The organism is Anabaena sp. 4-3 (genome assembly GCF_001597745.1).
Classification (GTDB): Bacteria; Cyanobacteriota; Cyanobacteriia; order Cyanobacteriales; family Nostocaceae; genus Trichormus.
In genome coordinates, this window is the sequence record NZ_LUHJ01000050.1 from 15,683 (window position 1) to 39,846 (window position 24,164).

20 protein-coding genes are annotated in these 24,164 nt (G+C 39.9%); 9 read left to right on the forward strand and 11 right to left on the reverse strand.

Translation table 11 applies throughout. The features are described from left to right. Positions 1 to 27: 27 nt before the first annotated feature. Both A3775_RS13955 and A3775_RS13960 read left to right on the forward strand, forming a co-directional pair. Positions 28 to 471: a DoxX family protein gene (locus A3775_RS13955; protein ID WP_066425454.1), complete on the forward strand. Its 444-nt coding sequence runs from the start codon at positions 28 to 30 to the stop codon at positions 469 to 471. A 61-nt stretch (positions 472 to 532) separates the two neighbouring features. Beyond that, positions 533 to 1,027 carry an ureidoglycolate lyase gene (locus tag A3775_RS13960; RefSeq protein WP_066425580.1) on the forward strand — a complete coding sequence of 165 codons (495 nt, stop codon included), beginning with the start codon at positions 533 to 535 and terminating at the stop codon, positions 1,025 to 1,027. Positions 1,028 to 1,049: 22 nt separating this feature from the next. On the opposite strand, the gene A3775_RS13965 is transcribed toward A3775_RS13960, so the two are convergent. From A3775_RS13965 to A3775_RS13990, 6 genes are all read right to left on the reverse strand, one after another. After that, positions 1,050 to 1,691 (reverse strand): HEAT repeat domain-containing protein, encoded by a 642-nt coding sequence (locus tag A3775_RS13965; RefSeq protein ID WP_066425456.1) that lies wholly within the window; start codon positions 1,689 to 1,691, stop codon positions 1,050 to 1,052. A gap of 27 nt (positions 1,692 to 1,718) precedes the next feature. Then, on the reverse strand, positions 1,719 to 1,943 hold the full coding sequence (locus A3775_RS13970; RefSeq protein WP_066425458.1) for a hypothetical protein: 225 nt from the start codon (positions 1,941 to 1,943) through the stop codon (positions 1,719 to 1,721). A gap of 55 nt (positions 1,944 to 1,998) precedes the next feature. Then, positions 1,999 to 2,571 (reverse strand): NTP transferase domain-containing protein, encoded by a 573-nt coding sequence (locus tag A3775_RS13975; protein WP_231867011.1) that lies wholly within the window; start codon positions 2,569 to 2,571, stop codon positions 1,999 to 2,001. Positions 2,572 to 2,856: 285 nt separating this feature from the next. Further along, on the reverse strand, positions 2,857 to 3,813 hold the full coding sequence (locus A3775_RS13980) for an XdhC family protein (protein ID WP_066425461.1): 957 nt from the start codon (positions 3,811 to 3,813) through the stop codon (positions 2,857 to 2,859). Continuing rightward, the gene (locus tag A3775_RS13985; RefSeq protein ID WP_066425462.1) at positions 3,806 to 6,421 is read right to left on the reverse strand and encodes a molybdopterin cofactor-binding domain-containing protein; all 2,616 of its coding nucleotides are present in this window, start codon (positions 6,419 to 6,421) and stop codon (positions 3,806 to 3,808) included. Before A3775_RS13985 ends, A3775_RS13980 begins: the two co-directional genes overlap by 8 nt. Before the next feature lie 32 nt (positions 6,422 to 6,453). Then, on the reverse strand, positions 6,454 to 7,278 hold the full coding sequence (locus A3775_RS13990; RefSeq protein ID WP_066425463.1) for a xanthine dehydrogenase family protein subunit M: 825 nt from the start codon (positions 7,276 to 7,278) through the stop codon (positions 6,454 to 6,456). Between the two features lie 297 nt (positions 7,279 to 7,575). On the opposite strand from A3775_RS13990, the gene A3775_RS13995 reads away from it, so the two are divergent. The 4 genes from A3775_RS13995 (at position 7,576) to A3775_RS14010 (ending at position 10,577) form a co-directional block, all read left to right on the forward strand. Continuing rightward, positions 7,576 to 8,214, forward strand: a complete 639-nt coding sequence (locus tag A3775_RS13995) for a MotA/TolQ/ExbB proton channel family protein (RefSeq protein ID WP_066425465.1) — start codon at positions 7,576 to 7,578, stop codon at positions 8,212 to 8,214. 104 nt (positions 8,215 to 8,318) lie between these two features. Further along, the gene (locus A3775_RS14000; protein ID WP_066380335.1) at positions 8,319 to 8,525 is read left to right on the forward strand and encodes a glycogen debranching protein; all 207 of its coding nucleotides are present in this window, start codon (positions 8,319 to 8,321) and stop codon (positions 8,523 to 8,525) included. Positions 8,526 to 8,775: 250 nt separating this feature from the next. Next, a complete protein-coding gene (locus A3775_RS14005; protein WP_066380334.1) occupies positions 8,776 to 9,357 on the forward strand; it encodes a methylmalonic aciduria and homocystinuria type D protein in 582 nt (193 codons plus the stop codon). Positions 9,358 to 9,518: 161 nt separating this feature from the next. Beyond that, positions 9,519 to 10,577, forward strand: coding sequence for an L-histidine N(alpha)-methyltransferase (locus tag A3775_RS14010; protein ID WP_066425467.1), 1,059 nt, complete (start codon positions 9,519 to 9,521; stop codon positions 10,575 to 10,577). Positions 10,578 to 10,677: 100 nt separating this feature from the next. Here A3775_RS14010 and A3775_RS14015 read toward each other — a convergent pair whose 3' ends face one another. Further along, the gene (locus A3775_RS14015) at positions 10,678 to 11,694 is read right to left on the reverse strand and encodes a TrkA family potassium uptake protein (RefSeq protein ID WP_066425469.1); all 1,017 of its coding nucleotides are present in this window, start codon (positions 11,692 to 11,694) and stop codon (positions 10,678 to 10,680) included. Positions 11,695 to 11,894: 200 nt separating this feature from the next. Here A3775_RS14015 and A3775_RS14020 point away from each other — a divergent pair, with 200 nt between their 5' ends. Next, positions 11,895 to 13,178 (forward strand): aspartate aminotransferase family protein, encoded by a 1,284-nt coding sequence (locus tag A3775_RS14020; protein ID WP_066425470.1) that lies wholly within the window; start codon positions 11,895 to 11,897, stop codon positions 13,176 to 13,178. Between the two features lie 161 nt (positions 13,179 to 13,339). Here A3775_RS14020 and A3775_RS14025 read toward each other — a convergent pair whose 3' ends face one another. The 3 genes from A3775_RS14025 to A3775_RS14035 all read right to left on the reverse strand — a co-directional run bounded on the left by A3775_RS14025 (position 13,340) and on the right by A3775_RS14035 (position 15,375). After that, positions 13,340 to 14,038 carry a Uma2 family endonuclease gene (locus tag A3775_RS14025; RefSeq protein WP_197480155.1) on the reverse strand — a complete coding sequence of 233 codons (699 nt, stop codon included), beginning with the start codon at positions 14,036 to 14,038 and terminating at the stop codon, positions 13,340 to 13,342. 303 nt (positions 14,039 to 14,341) lie between these two features. Next, positions 14,342 to 14,998 carry a tRNA (adenosine(37)-N6)-threonylcarbamoyltransferase complex dimerization subunit type 1 TsaB gene (gene tsaB, locus A3775_RS14030; RefSeq protein ID WP_066380326.1) on the reverse strand — a complete coding sequence of 219 codons (657 nt, stop codon included), beginning with the start codon at positions 14,996 to 14,998 and terminating at the stop codon, positions 14,342 to 14,344. Positions 14,999 to 15,117: 119 nt separating this feature from the next. Continuing rightward, positions 15,118 to 15,375: a hypothetical protein gene (locus A3775_RS14035; protein ID WP_066380320.1), complete on the reverse strand. Its 258-nt coding sequence runs from the start codon at positions 15,373 to 15,375 to the stop codon at positions 15,118 to 15,120. 351 nt (positions 15,376 to 15,726) lie between these two features. Between A3775_RS14035 and A3775_RS14040 the strand changes: the two genes are divergently transcribed. Further along, positions 15,727 to 21,759, forward strand: coding sequence for a hybrid sensor histidine kinase/response regulator (locus A3775_RS14040; protein ID WP_066425471.1), 6,033 nt, complete (start codon positions 15,727 to 15,729; stop codon positions 21,757 to 21,759). 17 nt (positions 21,760 to 21,776) lie between these two features. Then, the gene (locus tag A3775_RS14045) at positions 21,777 to 23,765 is read left to right on the forward strand and encodes a response regulator (protein WP_066380311.1); all 1,989 of its coding nucleotides are present in this window, start codon (positions 21,777 to 21,779) and stop codon (positions 23,763 to 23,765) included. A gap of 102 nt (positions 23,766 to 23,867) precedes the next feature. Here the strand turns inward: A3775_RS14045 and A3775_RS14050 are convergent, their stop codons facing one another. Next, the gene (locus A3775_RS14050) at positions 23,868 to 24,116 is read right to left on the reverse strand and encodes a Ycf34 family protein (protein WP_066380308.1); all 249 of its coding nucleotides are present in this window, start codon (positions 24,114 to 24,116) and stop codon (positions 23,868 to 23,870) included. Between the last annotated feature and the right edge of the window lie 48 nt (positions 24,117 to 24,164).

Genomic DNA, 24,164 nt, shown 5'->3' on the forward strand with positions numbered 1-24,164 from the left:
GGTAAACACAGAATTTCGGGAAAATCAATGCACAAGCGTAAAGAACTCTTACGGGTGATTTTGGCTGTATCTCTAATCATAGTTGGAATTACACATTTTGCCGTTCCCCAACCATACGTTAAAATTGTACCGCCACAACTTCCCTACCCGTTGGGTTTGGTTTATCTGAGTGGCTTTTATGAAATTTTAGGCGGTATTGGCTTGTTAGTTCCGCCTGTGAGTCAAGCCGCAGCTTGGGGTGTAATTTTGTTATTTATTGCGGTTTTCCCGGCGAATATTAATCAGGCTGTGAATCATATTAAGATAGAAAATATACCCTATTCGGATTCTATTTGGTTTCAAGTGATTAGACTGCCTCTGCAAGCGGTTTTGATTGCTTGGGCTTGGTGGTATACGCAACCGTCTGATAGGGAAATTCAGGCTTCTTTGATTCCTCGTGAGTGGAAATGGTATGCTGATGTTGATGAGTAAGGGTATGATTTTTTCACGCAGAGGCGCAGAGAGAGAGTTTAAGAGAGAGGGGTTGGTTTTTATGAGTATGTCGTCAGTGGTGCAGCAGTTACGGGCGGAATGGATAACGTCAGAAAATTTTCAGCGTTATGGACAGGTGATTTTTGCTAGTGCAGATGGTAAGGTTTTTGATGGGGAAGATGCACAGTTAAATTTGCAAAATGGTACGCCACGTTTTTATATTATGCGGTTAAATAAGCGGGGTACAAGGTTTCATAAAATTACTCGTCATCTGCAATGTACGCAATGTTTGGGTTCTTTAGAAGGGAAGGATTGGTTAATTGCGGTGTGTCCTCCTTATAATGATTTAGATACACCAGTTTTAGCAGAAATGGCGGCTTTTCGTATCCCTGGAAATTGTTTTATTAAGTTAAATGAAGGTACTTGGCACGCTGGGCCGTATTTTGATCATGATGTGGTAGATTTCTATAATCTAGAATTAGCTGATACGAATGTAGTTGATCATTTCACTCATGATTTTCTCAAGAGTCAGCAATTAGAATTTGAGATGGTGTAGGTGGTTTTCAGTTCACTAGAATTTAAGAAACTGTGGAACTGAGGATATTGAGACTGATTTTAGCAGCTTCTCTGACATCAGGGTGTGACTCTTTCAGCATTAATTCCTGTAAATTAGGAATTACCTCTGGATTATCTAATTCTCCTAATTCATCAGCTGCGGTTTCACGTACTATATAATCAGGGTCGTTGAGACTTTTGACTAATAAACTTAAGGCTTGTTGAGGATATAACCGTCTCATAAAACGCAATACACTACTTCTTACATAAGGAGATAAGTGATAGCGTAGTTTTAAAATACTGTCTTTTACAGGTTCTCTAACTTTTAACCTACTTAAACCATCTATTGCTTCCATGACTATTAATGGACGCTCGTCTTCAAGATAACTCTTAAGTAGGTAGAATAAATCAGTATCATCAGAAGAATTATCTAGTGGTGTCTCTGTTAATGCAAATAAAATAGCTTGTAATTGTTCTGTATTTGCATTGTTAATTTCTTGCAGTAAGAAATTCTTGCCAGCAACCTCATCTTGAGATTTAATTAGGTGTGCTACTTCTTGATAGTACAACGCTGCATCTTCTCCTGGCAATGGAGGAGAGTGAAAACTTTTCTTTAAATCTTCGATGTTGAGGTTATCGAGTTCTGGGTAAAAACTTACAACCATACTACTTCCCCCATTAATTTATCTATCTTACTCCTGATAGGCTCTAATTTCATTAAGATTCATCTCGCTAAACTCTCCAGGAAATTCATTACGAAGTTTTGCAGGAAGGTTAGATATTTTAATCAAACCATTATCTCTTAGGGTATTTAGTTCTTTAATTTTATCATCGGATAATCTTAAACCATATTTATTTGCCAATCGTTCGTATTGTGTCAGTATCTTAATTGCTTTTTGTGCTTGTTTACTTGTCATTCATGCTTCAGTTACTTTATGCTAAAGACCACTAATCATAAAAATTCAACGTTTCTTAATCACAGCTATAATCTTCTGGTGTGTTGATATCAAGCAACACAGCCGGATGTTCAAATTCAACCTTATGAATGACGCTGTAAAATTCTTGGATAACGTGACGTAAACCAAGAGTTTCTTCACTGATGTTTGCTAAGTGCGATCGCATCCCATGATCGAACAACAATGGATGTCCCATTTTACCTTGATAAGTCGGTGCTGTAATCACAGCATCATTATCTTGATGTGCTTGTACAAGTCGCTGATAAATCTCTAATTTCCTAGGTTGATCGACTGCGGAAATTGCTAAAATTTGACAGTCTGGCGGAATATAATCTAACCCTGTAAGAATCGAAGTGATTTTCCCAGCTTGACTATGAGGATTAATCACAGCTACACTACCAACAAGACAATCATTTTGTCTATCAGCATTATGTAAACCTAGCACAACGACAGGCGTAAAACCTATACTTAACCATTGTTCCAGTTGATAAGTCAATAAAGTTTTACCCTCACCCCAAGGTAGGGAAGCTTTACAACTACCCATGCGAGTTGACTTACCCGCAGCGAGAATAATAGCAAAGTTCGACAATCTCTAATTAATACTGAAACGCTATACCCAAACAATTTTATCATTATTAGTTCGTAGTAAGGACTTTAGTCCTGACTTTGACCCTTCCAGACTTAGAATACGACACAAAAATATTTCTTTGCACGCCAGTTGCTACAAGTCGGCGGAGCCGCCCAACGCACTGGCTCGCCTTTGCGCCTACCCTTCGGGTTCCGCTTTAGCGGTATGCGCGAAACAAATTCTTATATTTAATCAGCAACGCCTGAGTTTGTGTGTAAAAGAGAGGACTAAAGTCCTCACTACAAACTAATCCATCTGCTCAGATAATGATACCCCAGTGCCACCACGACGAACTTTAATTAATTCCGCGCAGATACTCACCGCAATTTCTTCTGGAGTTAAAGCACCAATATCTAAGCCAATAGGTGCATATATTTTAGCTAATTTACTCTGATTATCTAAACTTTTGTAAACTGTACGGACTCGCTTACGACTGCCAACCATGCCAATATATTTGGCATTAATCTGGCTGAGTATGGGTAAGGCGGCGATATCTTGTAAATAACCTCTCGTGACTAAGGTAATATATAAATTAGGAATATGCTGGATAATTTCCTGTATTTCCTGGATGGGTTGAGCTAGCACCAAAGCAGCATCAGGAAATCTGTCTGGCGTGGCGAAATCTGGGCGGTCATCCTGTACAATAATTTTAAACCCGGCTATTTTAGCAATTTTCGCTAAAGGTACGGCTATATGTCCACAACCAATAATTAATAATGTTGGCGGTGGAAGTAAAGGTTCAATAAAACTATGATTTGTTAACTGCGGTAAATCGGGAATGTCGGCTGTGGTTAAATAGGGTTGACTATCTATATATAATGGTGTGATTATCGCTGCCGATTTGCCAGATGTGAAATTTGCGATAATTTGGTTGACTAAGTTTAAGCTGCTATCACCTGACCATAACTCTAACCATATCTGCATTGTACCACCACACACGCCTTGAATTTGGCGATGGGGTGCGCCGGATAAATCGATTTCGACAAATTGTTTGACACCAGTGGCTAAGACTTGCAAAGCTGTTTGATAAACTTTCGCTTCTCCAGCACCGCCGCCAATTGTACCATAAGTTTTTCCATCGGCGGTGATCAACATTTTCGCGCCGACTTCTCTGGGTACTGAACCGTTGGTACTGATGACAGTGGCTAACACTACAGCACCTTGTTTTAAGGATATGGCGAGTTGTTGGTAGAAGTCAAGCATGAACACCTGAATTGTGAATTGCTTCCCAGACTCTTGGGGGTGTCATGGGTAATTGGCGGAGTCTGCAACCTGTAGCATGAGCGATCGCATTCGCTATAGCTGGGGCTGTACAATTAATCGTAATCTCTCCCACACCTTTGGCACCAAAAGGGCCATGAGGGTCAGGTTTTTCGATTAATATTACCTCTATAGGTGGGACATCTGCGGCTGTGGGTAGGCGATACTGTCGTAATGTCGGGTTGATAATACATCCTTGCTGATTAAATATTAGTTCTTCCGTTAAAGCATAACCAATTCCCATGACTATACCCCCAGTTGCTTGTCCTTGACAAATACGGGGATTAATTGCTTTACCAATATCAATAGCTTGGACACATTTTAAAACTTCTACTTTTCCGGTTTCAATATCAACTTCTACTTCTACACCTTGCACAGCAAAAGTTAAACTTGACTCATTCGCTGCATAGGAAATCTCAACAGTATGCTCATGAGTTTTTAAAAGTTCTTCTGCTGCTAATTTCACAGCTTGTCCCGAAATATAAATTGTCGCGGAAGCATAAGAACCTGCATCAAAAGGTGTTGCTTGAGTATCGCCAGAGATGATATGAATATCAGTCACATTTACACCCAAAACTTCTGCTGCTATTTGACGCAAAGTTGTATCTGAACCAGTTCCCACATCTACAGCACCAGTTCTTAACTCATATTTACCATCAGCTAACCGGGATAATTTCACCTTAGCTAAATGAATTTTCGATAAACCGCTTCCTTGCATCGAAACTGCAAACCCAACACCCCGACGACGTGAACCTGATATTTTTGGAGATGTACCAGGAAGATAACCCAGCGCATGAGTGACTTGTTCCCAGCATTCATTCACCGCATAGCTACCAATTAAATTAAAATGGTCATCAGACTTACCTAAACTAATCACATCCCCTGGACAAATCAGATTTTTTCGTCGCATTTCTACAACATCTATATTTAATTGTTGAGCGATTTCATCAATTTGACTTTCCATTGCAAAAGTTCCTTGGGTTGCACCATAACCACGAAATGCACCCCCAGGCATGGTATTAGTATAAACAGCAAATCCTCGAAATCTTTGATGGGGACATCGATATAAACCTAGTGGGATATAACCGGATAAAAATAACACGGTTTGCCCATGATTACCATACGCACCAGTGTTAGCAATTACTTCTAAATCTTGAGCGATAATTGTACCATCTGCTTGCACACCCGTTTTAATTTTAATTGTCATTGCATGACGACTATTCGTAGCAGTAAATTCTTCTTTTCTGCTAAACTCCCACTGTACTGGTTTACCTGTACGTAAAGTAGCTAAAACACAAAGGTCTTCTGATAGTATCTCTTGTTTGTTGCCAAAACCTCCACCAATTTGTGCTTTATAAACGCGAATTTTTTCTAAAGGTAAATCAAACAGTTGGGAGAGTAGACGCTGACAGTGAAAAGGTACTTGGGTACTAGAACGGACAACTAATGTACCGTCAGCTTCTAACCAACTAATAGTTATGTGTGGTTCAAGATGAACGTGTTGAACTGCTGGTAAATTATAGGTGTTTTCCAGAATCAAATCAGCTTGAGTAAATCCCTGTTCTACATCACCAGATTCTAGGAAAATTTGTCCAGAAATGTTGTGATTTCGATCAGGAATTTGTGTTGATTCTGGTTCATCATGAATAACTACACCACCATTCATAGCTTCAGTCGGTGAAATTACATGAGGGAGAATTTCATAATCAACAGTTATTAATTCACAAGCTTGTGCAGCAATACTGGGTGATTCAGCGACAACAGCCGCCACGCGATCGCCTACAAATCGCACCTTATAATCTAACAAGTAATGATCTAACGGATCAGGCACAGGTTCAGCGTGTCCGGCGGTGGTATATGCTTTTCTAGGGACATCTGCATGGGTGAAAATTGCCACCACACCCGGTAAAGCTTGAGCTTTGCTGGTGTCAATGTGACGAATACGGGCGTGGGGATGAGGCGATCGCACCACTTGCAAATGTAATAACCCTGGTGGTACAATATCACCTGAATAGGATGCCCTCCCCGTGACTATAGCTTCCCCATCTTGTTTAGCAACACTTTGTCCGAGGGGACTGGGTATTGGGGACTGGGTATTGGGGACTAGGGAATTAGCAGATAATGAAATACTCTCAATAATAGCTTGATAGCCAGTACAGCGACAGAGATTACCTTTCAAAGCCAAAGGTAACTCATCTAGGGACAATGACGGTAACTTAGCCGCACTCATAATCATGCCAGGAGTACAGAAACCGCATTGAAAACCCTGAGCTTGCAAAAAAGCTTGCTGCATAGGGGTTAGTATACCATTTTTTGCCAACCCTGCAATAGTCGTGACCGCCTGATGTTGAACACGCATAGCCGGATAAATGCAACTATGAATAGGAGTATCATTTACCCAAACCGTACAGGCACCACAATCACCCGCATCACAAACCCGGTGTACACCAAAATAACCCAATTGACGCAACAAACTTAAAAGACTACTACCAGGGTGACAACTAACAGAATGTAGTTGACAATTAACCGTAAACTCTAAATTTTCTAACATCTGAAATTTTCAACTTGAAATAATTATATATCTCAACCATTTACTCTTTGCGTCTGTGCGCGAAACAAATTCACAGTTTTATGAATTAAAACCGCAGTCATTTCTCGACGATAATTAGCACTAGCCATAGCATCATCAATAAAAAATTCATCAGCCAAAAAATGACTAACTTGTGATTGCATAGTTGTCAAATCTGCAAACTCAAATAATCGAGGTGCAGGAACACTAGCACCAATAACACAACGTACTTGTTGATGATTCATCACCGTCACCACAATAGCCAAAGCCGAGTCTGTAGACGCAAGACTAAAACGTTGATAATTAACTGCCCATTGTAAATGAGACAGAGGAATTAAAACCCGCCTGAGAATTTCCCCTGACTTTAAAACAGTATGACGAGAACCCAATTGAAAATCCTTAGCTGCTACTGGAAATGACTCACCTTGAAGATTCCAAACTTCATAAATAGCATCCAAAGCCACCATTAAAGGTGCTAAAGTTCCCACAGATAAAGCCAGACAAATATTACCACCGACAGTAGCCATATTAATAACTTTCAAAGAAGCAGCCAAAGCCGACACAGCAGCTTTAAAACCTGTAACAGCCCGCCATTCTTGTAACCAAGGATAGTCCAATAACTTAACTAAAGGACAACTAGCCCCAATCACCAAATAATCTTGTGTTACCTCAATCTCAGACCAGCCAAAATGCTGAGTATCTACCAACACCTTCACCTGTGGCTGTGCTTCCGAAAATAACCAAGTACCACCACCCAACCAAGCCCAATCATCACCCCAATGAGTAATACATTTAATATTATCAGGAAGTAAATAACTGTCAAGATTTAGTAAATCCATTTAGATTAAATTAACAAAAATTAATTACTTAAAATTTAACATTTATTTGCTCACCTCACCCAAAACTTAAAATAACCCTCCGCGCCCCTCTGCGTTTACCTCCGCGCTCCTCCGCGTTAAAAAAATCAACTAAATCATATATTTTTGCCTAAAACCTGCAAACCAGCGTCAAATAACCAATAAAATACCCATTTAGTAATATCAACACCCATATAGCCATGAGAGTTAAAATATTTTCCGATAGCAATCTGCTAATCTAGGTGTGCATTTATCAACTACTTAACCTAGATAGCAATTATGAACAATCTTTTTACAGTTGGTGGTATAGTGATGTGGCCTCTGCTGGGATTTTCATTATTAGCAGTGGCACTAATTATTGAAAGGATGATATTTTGGGTAAGACTGACCAGGAAGCAAAACCGAGTCGTAAAAGAAGTTTTAAACCTTTATCGCTTAGATAATGTAGTCAGTGCTGTAGGTAAATTGCAGCAAAATACAGACTTACCCCTAGCTCGGATTTTTCTGGCTGCTTTAGAATTAGATGAACCCACACCAGAGGAATTTCGGCTAGCGTTAGAAAGTGAAGCACAAGCCGAGATACCTGTACTCAAACGTTTTCAAAATATTTTTGACACCATTATTGGTTTATCGCCGCTTTTGGGGCTTTTGGGGACTGTTTTAGGATTAATCTCTGCCTTTGCTTCTCTGAATATTGGGGATGTGGGAGGCACGAAAACCGTAGGTGTCACCTCTGGAATTAGTGAAGCTTTGGTGTCTACCGCATCAGGCTTAGTGGTGGCGATATTTACGCTGTTCTTTGCCAATACCTTCCGGGGACTATATCAGCGTCAAATTGCCAGGATTCAAGAGTATGGTGGACAGTTAGAATTACTCTACCGTCGTCGTTATGAACGAGACAGAAAAGATAAATTTTAGGCGGTTGGGCATTTCTAGGGCTGGAAGTTAAGAGAATATTTGCTCTATAGTTTCTATTTCTATTATTATCTTAAGATAATAAATTGTTTTTTAGAGGATATTCTATGACTATCTGGGTAAATGAGCAAATTGATCCATCTGGGATGATTCATGCTTGTATTGCCTGTTGTAATGAATCTCAAGCTCAAGATTGCCATCAGTCTTTTCAGCAGAACTTGACTGAGGAACAAAAGGCAGCAGGTTGGATAGCGCGGTTACGGACTGTTGATTCTTGGGATGAAGTCCCAGTTAATAGTTTAAAACTGAATTAGTTTGGTAATCTCAAATATGGGTGGATGGGCAGGTGGGGATAGGTTGTGGATATGCGGAAGGTTGTCTTTTGATGCTGGGAAGATCAGATTAGGTTAATAAAAGATAAAAATCCGATTAAATCTTTACAATTTATGAACAACAAATTGAAAAAGGGCTGATATTTCCGAAAAATTTGCTATTTTTTTGATAGTAATAAGAGTTATTATCGATTATAAAGATAACTTAAAAAGTTGCAGCAACCGAATAAATGTGGTGAACTATCCCAAAGTTGACGCTACGGAACAAACCCGTCCCATTAATTTGGTTGGAAAAATGGGACAAGAAGTACAAATTTCTATTCATGCGCCCAGTCAATATATCTGTGCCAACCGCGAACGGATATTACCAGATTGGAGACAGCAAGCTTTATTGTGGGTGGTGATTGTTTTGCAGCGATCGCGCTATCCTCTTGTTAAAAGTACCCCAGAAATCGAGCAAGAGAAACAACACTTGCGGGAAAAGTTTATGCGCTTTGGTTGCGACTTAGCATTTAGTTTACGCGATCGCGGCTATTTAGCAGACTTGATAGATCCCCGCACTGGCTACCCTTTGTTTTCTCGTCCGGGGGAAATGCCGCACAACGACACAGCCGTTGTCAAAGCTTTACTCAACTATCCAGTTTTAAAAAATAAATGCTGTGTGTTAGTGCATCCAACCTGGGGTGCAGCAGTTTATCCCAGTATTTTCATCTCCACCGCACCACCGATAATTTTAGAATTAGCAATCAAAAGTATGGCACTGATGCACGGGTGGCAAGAAGTTGAGCAGGAGGTATTAGTTAACACTCAATAGTTATTTGCATTAATCAATTATATCATGTATTTGTCGAGCTAGAAAAGCATAAATTTGGCTCTGGACACTGTTGTGTTTTGCTCAATAGATAATTTGAGATGCTTTAGCACGTAAATCTGTATACTGATTCTTATGCAATTTTTCAGTATCAAACCAGAACAATGGCTAAGAATGCTCAAAGCAATTCACAAATTATCTCAGATATCCCCCAATCTCACAGTCTTACAGCCAAGCCGAGTTCTGAGTTTTACTCTGTTTTTTCTCCAGCAGAAGTTTTAGAAATAGTTCACGCCTTAGAAGTCAGACGAGAAATCCCGTTAAAGTATTCTTACAAAGGCAGAGGCGCAAAAATTTGGCATGATTTTTATTTAAAATACATTATTCCTACATGGTATCGCACATCCAATGTAGAAATTGATTTGTTAAAGCAAAATTTTGCCTATCTAAATGGTAATTATCAAAGTTGCGAAAAACTCAATATTATAGATGTAGGTGCTGGTAATTCCTATCCGGTGAAAGCCTTTATTTCCAGATTGAAAAAATTAAATATAATTAAGAAATATGTGGCTTTAGATGTGAGTGAGGAATTATTAAAAGTAGCTAGCAGCAATTTTAAAAAATGGTTTCCTGCAATTGATTTTGCTAGCCAAGCTATTGATATAGAAAATAATTCTATTCCTCCAGACTTGTGGAAAAATCCAACTGATAACGAAAATGACAAGATAGCCAATATATTTTTACACTTGGGAGTAACTATTGGCAATCATTACCATAGAACCAAAGTTTTTGATAATTTCAAAAATAGCATGAGTAAGAATGATTTGTTAGTATTCACTAACGAAATTGGTGCTAACTCAGCATGGGATGGTAGAGTCAGAGGTGGCTGTGATTATCATGCCGGACAAATATATGAATGGCTGAAGAAGAATATGGGGTTTAGGTATGAAGATTGTCAACTGCTAAGAAAGTATGATTCAGTAACAGATAGTGTAGTTGCAAATATCAAATTACTGCAAGATTATACGATTAATTTTAATTATCAAGGCATAGAGAAAAATGTCACAATTTCCGCAGGTGAAGAGATGACGATTTGGCGACATCATAAACATGAAATTCCTGAACTTATGCAGGAATTAGAGCAAGCTGGATTAGAAATTGTTCATTATACAACTAATAAATATCAATCACATATTATGGTGATTTGTCGGAGGATTTATTAAAAACCTAACCCCCTTCCCTACGAGGGAAGGGGGAAATAGTAATAAAGTCCTTATTTGCTGATGACTTACGCATCCCAGTAATGTGCTAACGTGAAAGTTGTTAACTACTTTTAGGTTTACGCAAATTTTGATAATTAATCGGGCTGAGAATTTGGTTGAGACTACGGAGTTGTTCCGCCGTACCCATACAGATAAGCGTATCTCCTGCTGCTAATACAGTATCACCAGTAGGGCCGCCGATGAGAGTACCATCAAGGCGACGAATGGCTAAAACTAACGCGCCAGTTTGCGATCGCAATTTGGCTTTTTGTAAAGTTTGCCCGACAAACGGACACAGAGACGCATCTAGTAAAAATTCTTCCATGTATAACTGACGGTCTGCACCAGTGAGAATTCCATCTACAAAGTCTAAAACTTGCGGTCTGAGGGCGGCGGCTGCCATCCGCTTACCTCCAGTAATATAAGGTGAAATTACGGCATCTGCTCCGCCACGCTGTAGCTTTTGTAACGCTTCTTCTGTACTGGCCCGTGCGATCGCGCGAATGCGTGGGTTTAAAGTTTTCGCTGATAACACAGTATATAAATTTTCGGCATCCGAAGGCAAAGCGGCAACTAGACACATTGCCCGTTCAATCCCGACTCTCAGTAATGTATCATCCAGGGTAGCATCGCCTTGAAAAGCCATATAACCCTCAGCTTGCGCCCTTTCCACAGATTCCGCCTCAGAATCAACCACCACAAACTGCACAGCTTCCGCCCGAAATTCCTTAGCAATTTGGCGACCTGTGCGACTAAATCCACAGATGATATAGTGTTGTGCTAGTGATTCCATTAACCGCCTCTGTTGCTGTAGCCGAATGCCTTGTTGAAAGTAGCCTTGAATAATTGCTTCCGTAAATCTATTGACAATGTAACCGATATTCACCACACCCAACAAAATTAGAGCGATGGTAAACAACCGCCCTCGGCTACCTAAAGGGTTGGTCTCACCATATCCCACAGTTGCTAAAGTAATTACAGTCATGTAAGCCGCATCTTCCCATGACCAACCCTCGACAAAGCGATACCACAGAGTACCAAGTAATAATACACCGACTAGAGCGATCGCCCCGGCCATTAACTCTTTTTGAATGCGTTGATATTTTTGCTCAAGAGTTGAATACAAAGTTATTTTTCACCACTGCCACGAGTTTGAGAATATATAATGTTAGACCCAAGAGAGAATATCAGATCCAGTAAATCCAAAGTTATTTTGTAGAATTTCTAGGAAACTAGAGAGTAAGTATACACTTAAACATTTTTTTAGGAGGATAGCTAGTGAGTCTACAATCCCTTCTTGAGCAAGCCACAAATCCCCCAGACTCAGGTACTATGTCATCTAGCCCCTTTAGCCCCGAAAAATTTGATGCAGCTGTCATGTCTACCTACGCCCGGTTTCCCATCGCCCTAGAAAGGGGTGCAGGATGCCGAGTTTGGGACACCGACGGGAAGGAATACCTAGACTTTGTAGCTGGAATTGCCACCTGCACTCTAGGACACGCGCACCCAGCCATGATAGAAGCGGTAACACGCCAAATTCAAAAGCTACACCATGTTTCTAATTTGTACTACATCCCCGAACAAGGGGACTTAGCTAATTGGATTATTCAACATTCTTGCGCTGACCGGGTATTTTTCTGCAACTCTGGCGCGGAAGCCAACGAAGCAGCAATCAAACTAGCCCGGAAATATGCCCATACAGTGCTAGAAATTGACAAGCCGATTATCTTAACCGCTAACGCCAGTTTCCACGGGCGGACTTTAGCAACCGTTACCGCCACCGGACAACCAAAGTATCAAAAATACTTTGACCCCCTAGTACCAGGATTTCACTATGTACCTTACAATGATATTGGTGCCATTGAAACAGCCGTGAGCGAGTTAGATGAAGGAGATTATCGGGTTGCGGCTATCCTGATAGAACCATTACAGGGAGAAGGTGGAGTCCGTCCCGGAGATGTGGCATATTTCCAAAAACTGCGGCAAATTTGCGACGAAATCGGCATTTTGTTGATTTGTGATGAAGTGCAGGTTGGTATGGGGCGCAGTGGTAAACTCTGGGGTTATGAACATCTCGGCATTGAGCCGGATATTTTCACCTCCGCCAAAGGTTTGGGTGGTGGTATACCTATCGGGGCAATGATGAGTAAGAAGTTCTGTGATGTTTTCCAACCAGGGGAACACGCTAGTACATTTGGGGGTAATCCTTTTGTGTGTGGCGTGGCGTTGAGTGTTTGCCAAACTTTGGAGAAAGAGAATATTTTGCAGAATGTGCAAGATAGAGGTGAACAGTTACGGGCTGGATTAAGAGCGATCGCTGCTAAGTATCCCCATCATATAACCGATGTGCGCGGTTGGGGTTTAATTAACGGTATGGAATTACAAGCAGACATCCAGCTAACTGCTGCTGATATTGTCAAAGCTGCCATGAATGAAGGCTTATTACTTGTACCAGCCGGGCCAAAAGTTGTCCGGTTTGTACCGCCGTTAATTGTTACAGAGGCAGAGGTAAATACGGCGTTGCAAGCTGTAGATAAAGCCTTAGCAGCTGTTACAGCGTAAGTTCTCAGATATAGCGGTTTTCAATGAGGTGAGAAAAAATAATTGAACGCAGATGAACGCAGATAAACGCGGATGAATTTGTGTTCTGTCTGGTTGCAATCCGCTATATAATTCATCACTGATGAACGCTGATAATTTGTCTGTGTTCATCTGTGCTTTTTTTAAGACTGCTTGCTGGCAAGATTTTCCACGAAACTCTGATGTTCTGCACTCGCTAAACCCTGCTGTACAACTTCTATTACTTTGGCTAAATTTCCCGCCAACAACGCTGATGTTTCTAACCATAAACCAGGAAAGACTTGAGAACAAATTACACCCTCAGCATTAGGCTGAAGTTGGATGTATTCCCCTTCCTGTAATTTGAACCAATCAAAAGCACCGTCATAAACTCGCCACACTAAATATTCTTGCACCTGATTGCGACGGTAAACTTTTAGCTTTTCATGCAAATCAAGGGAAGCACTACTAGCTGCAACTTCCACAATTAACTCAGGCGCACCTTCAATATAATCATCCTCGCTAACACGAGTTTGTCCCCCATGAGCAATTCTCAAGCAAGCATCTGGTTGAGGTTCATTATCTGCGTCTAGGCGGACAGTGGAATTGTCAGCTAGTTTAACTCCTGGTGTAGCCACTTTGTAAAGTCCCAACCAAATCATAATATCAGCATGGGGTTCACCGTGACCTGTAACTCTTAACGGAGATGCCATATACACAATTCCTTCAATCAGTTCCGCTTTTTTGACTTCCGGCATACCATGATAACGACGCTCAAATTCCGGGCGGGTGAGTTTGTCGCCGTTTTCCAAAGGTGGCAGAGTTGAGACAGGAGTGATAATTGCGCTAGGACGTGTAATCATAGTCTGATTGACAGCAATTTAATGATTATAGGACTTACGCCATTGTCACAATCAAAGTTGCTTGTAGTGGACTGACACAGCTAATTTAGTGCATTAGGAAACTCTTGTGGGATGGTCATCTTGACCGTCCTGTGCAGGCAAGATGCCTGCACCACAAGAAATTTTGTATTATATTTGTGCATCATTTTAGTCGTGTCAGTCCAGTAGGGTGCGTCAGAAGAGATTAGTTGCTAAAAACGGATTTTCCACATCTGACGCACCCTACTAATGTGCCAGTTGGGTAAGTTCTGGATTAATCTCATTCTAAATATTTACTGGATGCTGTCCATAATACGGTAAAGCCTCTGACCAATGGGGACGCTTACCCAACTGCCATTCTAGATAAGCTAGTTCTAAAATACTTGTCACCGTGGCAGCTAACCCAGATTTAGCTTCAACTAAATGATAATCAGTTTTCTGGTTAGCTAAAGTTTCCTGCCATGCCTCTGGTGTAAATACCGTATCTGGTAATAAAGTGATTAATTCGTTACTATTAGAAGCAGGTTGGTAAATAGCCCCAAATACTTGTCCTCGTTGCGCTGGCATTTCCACGGCAATAGTCTGTTTTTGTTTACCTGCATTTGTGGCTGTCCAAGCAACTGCCGCTAATGTAGAAATTCCAAATACAGGAATGTTTAACTGCTGTGCTAAAGTCCGTGCCAACACAACACCTATCCGAGTCCCTGTAAAACCTCCAGGGCCTTTGGCAACTGCAATAAAAGCCAAATCTGCCCAAGTTTGTGGCTGGATAAATTCTACTAAATATTGATGTATATAACTCGATAAATCACGCCCTAAATTCCAAACATTAGACCGAGTATCACCTGCAAAATTACTAATCGCCAACCCCAATTCCGGGGTAGTAGTATGCAGTGATAAAGCGTATTTGTTGGGTGTGATATGTTCTAATTGTGTCGCCAAGGTAAATGCAAATCTTGATTGTTTAAGTTGACATATAGCAGGGAACAGGGAACAGGGAACAGGGAACAGGTTGGAATGTCTTTTAGCATAAAGCTTTGTTCCTAAAATTTGTACCTCATTTACCCCAAATCTGCTGTAATTAATTTATTCAACCACATAATCGAGCCAGCCTTGCAATGTAGTTGGAGAAAACTAGAGAAATTTAATTTGATTTGTGAACCTATTGGATTGACACAGCTAATTTTGTGCATTAGATGTAGGTTGGGTGAAGCGTAGCGCAACCCAACTAGGATATTAGTCTTGAGTTTCCTTACGTCAAACGCCATGAGCTTCAAGCCGGGAAACCCATTCACGGCGATGGCTCCCCAATCTACCATTTTTTAAATCATTTTAGTTATGTCAGCCTAGTAGGGTGGGTTGTGCTAAGAAAACTTAGATATGCTGGGCTTTGCCTTCCCTAATAGGCTCTAGCCTCTGTTTCATGCTTCGCTATCCAACTCGTTGCATCGTTACTACCTTGCTGATTGAGAATAAAAGCAAACACTTCAGATTAGTTAAATTTTAGTTACGTAATTTTATTTTCAATTAAAAAAATAGGTAACAGCTAAAAACTATGTAGACAATTGATCATACTCCCATAGTTAAACATCAGCAGAAATTATTACCATTGATAGAGAAGCAAATAACTGACTGCCAAGCAACATCATCCTAGCAGCAAGCAGAAAAATATGGGTATCAACATTGCCGATTACAATCTCACTCAAATTCTTTATGATGGTACGAATACCTGTATTTATCGTGCGATTAATCAGGCTCATCAATTAACAGCAATTATTAAAACTCTTAAAGCTGAGTATCCTACTATAGAACAGCTGACTCAGTTAAAACATGAATATAAAATTCTCCAACATTTAGAGATAGATGGAGTGATTAAACCCCAGGCGTTAGCAAGCTATCAAAATGCTTTGGGGCTAATTTTGCTAGATTTTGAAGGGGAACCTCTCAAAGAGATCATGAATAGTCAAAAATTTGATATCAGTCAGTTTTTGCAAATTGCTATTCAACTAGCTGCAACACTGGCTCAAATTCATGAAAATCATATTATTCATAAAGATATTAAGCCGGATAATATTCTCGTTAATCTCAAAAGCAACGACATCAAAATTATAGATTTTAGTATTTCATCCTGTTTGTCGAGAGAAAATTTACTTGTTAGTCATCCTAGTGGGCTGGAAGGGACTTTGGCTTATATGTCACCAGAGCAAACTGGAAGGATGAATCGCGGGATTGACTATCGCACTGATTTTTATTCTTTGGGTGTTACCTTTTATGAAATGCTCACGCAACAACTGCCATTCATAGCTACTGATGCCTTAGAAATTGTTCACTGTCATATTGCGAAAACACCGTTATCACCAAAAGATATTAATCCAGAAATTCCACCAGCAATTTCTGATATTGTCATGAAATTATTAGCTAAAACTGCTGAGGATAGATATCAAAATGCTTTGGGGCTAAAAGCTGATTTAGAAGCATGTTTCAGAGAACTACAAGCAACTGGAAAAATAGCTAACTTTGTTGTTGGTACATCTGATTTATACAGCCAAATGCTGATTCCACAAAAACTGTATGGGCGTGAAACAGAAGTTTTAACTCTCATGAACGCCTTTGAGCGTGTTAGCCGTGGCGCAGCAGAGATTATGTTAGTTAGTGGTTACTCAGGTATTGGCAAATCTTCTTTAGTCAATGAAGTTCATAAGCCTATATTAGCCCAGCATGGTTATTTTATTTCGGGTAAATTTGACCAATTAAAGCGAAATATTCCTTATGCGGCTTTTATTCCAGCTTTTCAGGCATTAATTCAACAATTATTCACAGAAAATACTGAAAATATCAAGATTTGGAAAGACAAAATCTTAGCAGCTATTGGTACAAATGCACAAGTAATTATTGATGTAATTCCCGAAGTAGAACAAATTATTGGTTATCAGCAACCTGTTGCTAAATTAGGTTTAAATGAATCCCAAAACAGATTTAATCTGGTATTTAAACAATTTATTACCGTATTTTGTCAACCTGAACATCCCTTAGTTATTTTCTTAGATGATTTACAATGGGCAGATGCTGCTTCTCTCAAGTTAATTCAACTTTTAAGCACTGATTCAGAGATTAAATATTTATTGCTGATTGGAGCATATCGTGACAACGAAGTTCATCTTGATCATCCGTTAATGTTGACTATACAGGAAATCCAAAAATCTGATGTAGTTATTAACAATTTGGTTCTGGAGCCGTTACAGATTTTTCATGTTCAGCAATTAGTTAGTGATACTCTCCATACTCAGCAAAAAAATTCAGCAGCACTCGCAGAGTTATTATGGCAGAAAACTCAAGGAAATCCTTTCTTTTTAACACAACTGCTCAAAACCCTTGAGCAAGACAACCTACTATCATTTAATTTTATGACTGGTTGTTGGCAGTGGGATATGGAACTGCTGCAAGATATTGAAATTACTGATAATGTCGTTGATCTGATGGTGAATCAAATTCAGAAGCTATCACCAATGACACAGAATGTTTTAAAATTAGCCGCTTGTATTGGTAATCAATTTACTTTAGATATTCTGAGTATTGTTAATCAAAAAACTTGGGATGAAACAGCAGCAGATTTATGGGAATCGTTACAGGCTGGTTTAGTCTTACCTATAGACGAATCTTACAAAATTCCTTTAGTTTTTCATAGTCTGCCAGAGGCAAACTTCACAATTAGTTACAAGTTTTTACATGACCGAGTTCAACAAGCAGCTTATTCTTTAATTGCGGATTCTCTCAAAAAAGCAACTCATCTACAAATTGGTCGCTTACTATTAGAAAATAATACATTAGAAGAACGCAGTGAAAATATTTTTAATTTAGTTAATCACCTGAATTATGGGACAGAATTACTGGCTCTAGATTCTGCAAAAATTCAACTAGCTGAACTTAACCTGATAGCAGGGAAAAAAGCTAAAGCAGCAACGGCGTATGAGGCGGCTATGGGCTACCTCCAGGTAGGTTTAAGTCTGTTAACAACCGCTAGCTGGAAGCAGCAATATGAATTAGTATTAGCTTTGCATCAAGAAGCAGCAGAAGCAGCATTTCTGATGGGCGACTTTGAGCAAATGGAACAATTGGTTGAGGTGGTGCTGCAAGAAGCTGATAATGATTGGGAAAAGGTAAAAGTTTATGAGTTACGAATTCAAAGTTATGAAGTCCAAAGAAAACTTTTGGCAGCTGTCAAGCTGGGTTTGCAAGTGTTAGAAATATTGGGAGTGAAACTAACTGCATCACCAACTCCATCAGATATTCAGCAAGCTATTCAAGAAACCAGCGCAAATTTAGCAGATAAAAGTATAGAAGATTTAGTTAATCTCCCAACCATGACAGATGCAAAGCAATTAGCAGCTTTGCGGTTGATAGCCAGTTTAGTTCCGGCTGCTTATCAATCTGCACCTACATTATTTATGATGATGGCTTGTCAGGAGGTTAATTTATCTATTCAACATGGTAATACTCTGTTTTCCGCTAGCGGTTTTGCTGATTATGGTGTAGTTTTTAGTGGGTTATTACAAGATGTGGAAGCGGCTTATAAATTTGGGCAGTTAGCTTTAAAGTTATTAGATGTTTTAGATGCTTGTGAGCTAAGAAGTCAAGTTTTATTTAAGGTGGCAACTTTCCTGATTCATTGGAAACATCATATTCGAGAGACTTTACCATTATTAGAAGATGCTTATGCTAGTGGATGGGAATATGGCAATTTAGTACATACGGGATATGCAGCTAGTAATCGCTGTCAATATAGTTATTGGAGTGGTGCAGAGTTAAAAAGTCTAGAACAGGAAATGACTAGATATGGTAGGGCGATCGCTCAACTTCATCAAGAGACGGCTTTAAAGTGGCATCAAGTATTTCATCAGGCAGTTTTGAATTTATTAGACTTGGCTGAAAACCCCTGTCTTTTAATCGGTGAAGTCTACAATGAGGCACAATTATTATCAATTCATATTGCCGCAAATGAACGTACTATAATCTTCTATGTATTTCTGAATAAATTAATTCTTTGTTACTTATTTGGTAAGTTTGCGGAAGCATCCGTAAATGCTATGAAAGCCGAAGATTATTTAGACGGTGTAACAGGATGGTTGAATGTGCCGTTATTCCATTTTTATGATTCTTTAGCACAACTGGCAATCTATTCATCAGCGTCACCATCACAACGAGAAAATATCCTCAGCCGGGTGAGCAATAATCAAGAAAAAATGCAAAAATGGTCAAGTCATGCACCAATGAATTTTCAGCATAAGTATGAGCTTGTAGAGGCAGAAAAGGCGCGGTTACTGGGTGAATATTGGCAAGCAATGGAGTTTTATGAGCGCGCGATCGCAGGTGCTAAACAACAGGGTTATATCCAAGAAGCAGCATTAGCTAATGAACTGGCTGCCAAGTTTTATTTTGATTGTGCTAGAGACAAGGTTGCTCATAGCTATCTCATTGATGCTTACTATGGCTATATGCGCTGGGGAGCTACTGCCAAAGTTAAAGATTTAGCCGCAAAATATCCACATATTTTATCTCGGATAGGGGAGCAAAACACGCCAAGCTTAGAGATGAATCAAACGATTAGCTCGACGACTACAGGGATACAGGGAATGTTTGATTTATCCGCAGTTATTAAAGCCTCGCAAGCTCTTTCTGGTGAAATTGTTTTAGAGAATTTATTGACTAAATTAATGCAAATTTTCTTAGAAAATGCTGGGGCAGAAACCGGATTATTAATTTTAGAAACCGCAGGTAATTTGTTGATAGAGGCTTCCGGCAGTTTCGGACATGAGCAGATATGTTTACAGCAGTCTATCCCTGTAGAACACAGTCAAAATCTGCCCCTATCTGTAATTAATTATGTCTGTCGCACTCAGGAGAGTATTGTACTTAATGATGCCAGTTGTGAAGGAATGTTCACCACAGATAGCTATATTATCCAGCATCAAGTAAAATCTCTGCTATGTACGCCAATTGTCAATCAAGGGAAACTGATTGGCATTTTATATTTAGAAAATAACTTGATTTCTGGAGCCTTTACATCTGAGCGAGTAGAATTGTTGCAAATTTTGTCTTGTCAAGCTGCAATCTCCATTGAAAATGCTCGTCTTTATCATGATTTAGAAGAATATAATCGCACACTCGCAACAAAAGTCAATCAGCGAACTCTAGAGTTACAAGAGAAAAATTTGCTGTTACAAACAGAGATTCGAGAACGCCAAAGAGCAGAAGAAGCAGCCGCCGCCGCTAACCGTGCTAAAAGTGAATTTTTGGCTAATATGAGCCATGAATTACGTACACCATTGAATGGAATTCTCGGTTACACGCAAATCTTTCAAAAGGACAAAAATTTAACTGCTCAACAAAAAAATGGCGTGGAAATCATTCACCAATGCGGTGAACATTTATTAACATTAATTAATGATATTTTAGATATTGCGAAAATAGAAGCGCGAAAAATGGAACTTTATCCGCAAGAATTTGATTTTTCGCAATTTTTAGAAGGTATTGTTCAGATGTGCCGTGTGCGTGCGGAACAAAAAGGTATAACGTTATTATATCAATCAGTATCTTTATTACCGCGCATTGTTTACGCTGATGAAAAACGGTTACGGCAAGTTTTAATTAATTTATTGAGTAATGCGATTAAATTTACCAAACAAGGTTATGTATTTTTCAAGGTGGGTTATGTCACAGGTGCTGGTGATTGGCAACTGGTAGCTGGGGAAAATGCGGCTGAGTATTCTATTCCTAAAATTAGATTTTATGTAGAAGATACAGGTATTGGGATTGCACCTGAGCAATTATCAGCAATATTTTTGCCATTTCATCAGGTGGGTGATAATAATCTGAAAACGGAAGGAACAGGGTTAGGTTTGGCAATTAGCCGTCAATTAGTGGAGATGATGGGCGGGGAAATTCAAGTTAAAAGTAATTTAGGTGAAGGAAGCATTTTTTGGTTAGACTTAGACTTACCAGAAATTATCTCGCCTACTGATGTTAAGAGAGTTGATGAACAAAATATCGTCAGTTTTGTTGGCTCTAGACGCAAAGTTTTGGTTGTAGATGATAATTGGGCAAATCGTTCTGTTTTGGTGAATTTGCTAGAGCCTTTGGGTTTTGAGGTAATGGAAGCGACAGATGGGTTGGATGGTATTGATAAAGCCTGTGAATTTCAGCCTGATGTGATTTTTATGGATTTAGTTATGGGGGGAGTGGATGGCTTTGAAGCTACTCGTCGTCTGAGGATGATACCAACCTTAGCACAAACTATTGTGATTGCAATCTCGGCTAGTGTGTTTGATTTTAGTCAACAACAGAGTCGTGAAGTTGGTTGCAATGATTTTCTGCCGAAACCGATTCAGGTAGCTAATCTTTTAGAAAAATTACAGTTTCATTTAGGCTTGAAATGGGTTTATCAAGATAGTAGGCAGCATCAATTACCGTCAGAAGCTGTCAATCCGACAAACCCCTGCCAAAATTTAACATTGCTAGTTCCACCCGCAGCAGAATTGGGGATTTTGCTTGATTTGGCGATGCGGGGAAATCTCAGAGGGATTGCCGAAAAAGCTAGACAAATAGAGGAGTTAAATCCAGAATTTGCCCCGTTTGCGACTCATTTACGTCAATTGGCTAAAAGCTTTAAAGGTAAGCAACTTGTAGATTTTCTCAAACAATATTAAATTTTTTTTAAGATACTATGACTATTAATTCTGTTGTTCAAGGTGTCATTTTGATTGTGGATGACACTCCCACGAATTTAGAAATGCTGTTTGATTTTTTGGCGAATGCCGGTTATACAGTGTTAGTAGCTGAAGATGGGGAAAGTGCGATCGCTAGGGCTGAATATGCGCCACCTGACTTGATTCTTTTAGATATCCTCATGCCGGGTATAGACGGCTTTGAAACTTGTCGCCGCTTGAAAAGCAACGAATTAACAACAGAAATTCCGGTGATTTTCATGACTGCCCTTTCGGAAACCTTAGATAAGGTCAAGGGCTTAAATATTGGTGCTGTGGATTATATCACAAAACCACTGCAACATGAAGAAGTTTTAGCGCGGATTCAACTGCATCTGCAACTGCGTAATTTGACGAAAACATTGCAAGTGCAGAATCAGCGTTTAGCCGCAGAGATTTTAGAACGTACTCGTGTAGAGGAAAAACTGCGAGAACAAGCGGCTTTGTTGGATATTACCACAGATGCCATTTTAGTTAAAGACATGAGCGATCGCATCTGTTTCTGGAACAAAGGCGCGGAAAATCTCTATGGATGGCAGACTCAAGAAGCGATGGGGCAAAGTGTGCGTCGGTTGCTATATCAACCAGACAATTTGTCTCAACTGCAAAATGTCACCGCTAGTTTAGCTGATGGTGATTCCTGGCAGGGTGAATTACATCAAGTTACCCGACAAGGCAAAAAAATTATTGTTGCTAGCCGATGGACAATTATGCGCGATCGCAATGGACAACCACAATCTATATTAACAGTTAACACCGATATTACCGACAAAAAACAACTAGAACGTCAGTTTTTACGGGCGCAACGCCTAGAAAGTGTCGGCACACTCGCTAGCGGTATTGCCCATGACCTCAACAATATCCTGACTCCGATTCTAGCATCAGCGCAACTATTACAACTCAAACTACCCCACGTTGATGACCGCAGTCAACAAATGTTGAAAACTATCGAGTCTAACTCTAAACGTGGGGCGGCTTTGGTGAAACAAGTATTGCATTTTACCCGTGGCGTGGAAGGCAAACGGACGATTGTACAAGTTAATTACTTGTGTTCCGAAATTCAACAAATTGTTCAAGAAACATTTCCCAAAACCATAGAATTATCTACAAATATCCCGCCTAACCTGTGGACTGTCATCGGTGATGCCACCAATCTGCATCAGGTACTGATGAACCTAGTTGTCAATGCTCGTGATGCCATGCCAGAAGGTGGTAGACTCAGTTTATCTGCTCAAAATCTTTTGATTGATCAACACTATGCCCGAATGAATTTGGATGCTTGTGTTGGCCCTTACATTGTGATTTCCATAGCAGATACAGGCATGGGTATGGAACCGGAAATCGTTGATAGAATATTTGAGCCGTTTTTCACTACGAAAGATGTAGGTAAAGGTACGGGTTTAGGTCTTTCTACGGTACAAGGCATTATTAAAAGTCATAATGGTTTTGTGAAAGTCTACAGTGAGGTAGGTAAGGGAACGGAATTTAAGATATTTTTGCCAGCCGTCGAGACAATGGCGACTTCCCAGGATGAAGACTTGCAACTACTCAAAGGTAGTGGAGAATTAGTTTTAGTAGTGGATGACGAAGCGGAAATTTTGGAAACTACGAAAATTGCTTTAGAAACTTATAATTACCAAGTGCTGACGGCGAGGGATGGGGTGGAGGCGATCGCACTTTATGCCCAACATCGGGATAAAATCAGTGTGGTGTTAATGGATATGATCATGCCATCGATGGATGGTGCTAGCACCATTCGCGCTTTGCAAAAAATGAATTCTCATATCAAAATTATCGCTGTGAGTGGTTTTGTCCCCACTCATAAACTCGTGAAATCTCCTGTAGTCAAACAATTTATTGCTAAACCCTACACCACAAAGGAATTATTGGCAGGTTTACACAGTACACTGGCACAGGAATCAAAGGGGTTGGTGTCTTTGGGGGGATGAGGGGGATGAGGTTGAATTTTTATTCAATGCCCTGTGCATCGATGACTTGTAGAGACGTTGCATGCAACGTCTCTACACAATGATTGACTATTGAAATTAATCTCAAGTGGGGACTAATTCGCCTGGGCGTAACTTTGACCATTTGCCCATTTCTGGTTTAAAACTGAGACAACCAACAACATCCCATTCCATTTCAATTGTATCTTCCTTTGTGCGGATGTTAACGTTAATGGAGGGTTCGTTAGGATCAAAAGTTGGGTTTTCGGTGAGGTGGGGTTGTTGGTGCTGTGTTTCTACTGCATGATAAGTCACACAGCGATCTACATAGTGGCAGTTGACACAAATACACATAATAGAACCAACTCCAGGGCATTTATTGTTAATCTAGCTTAAGCCCAA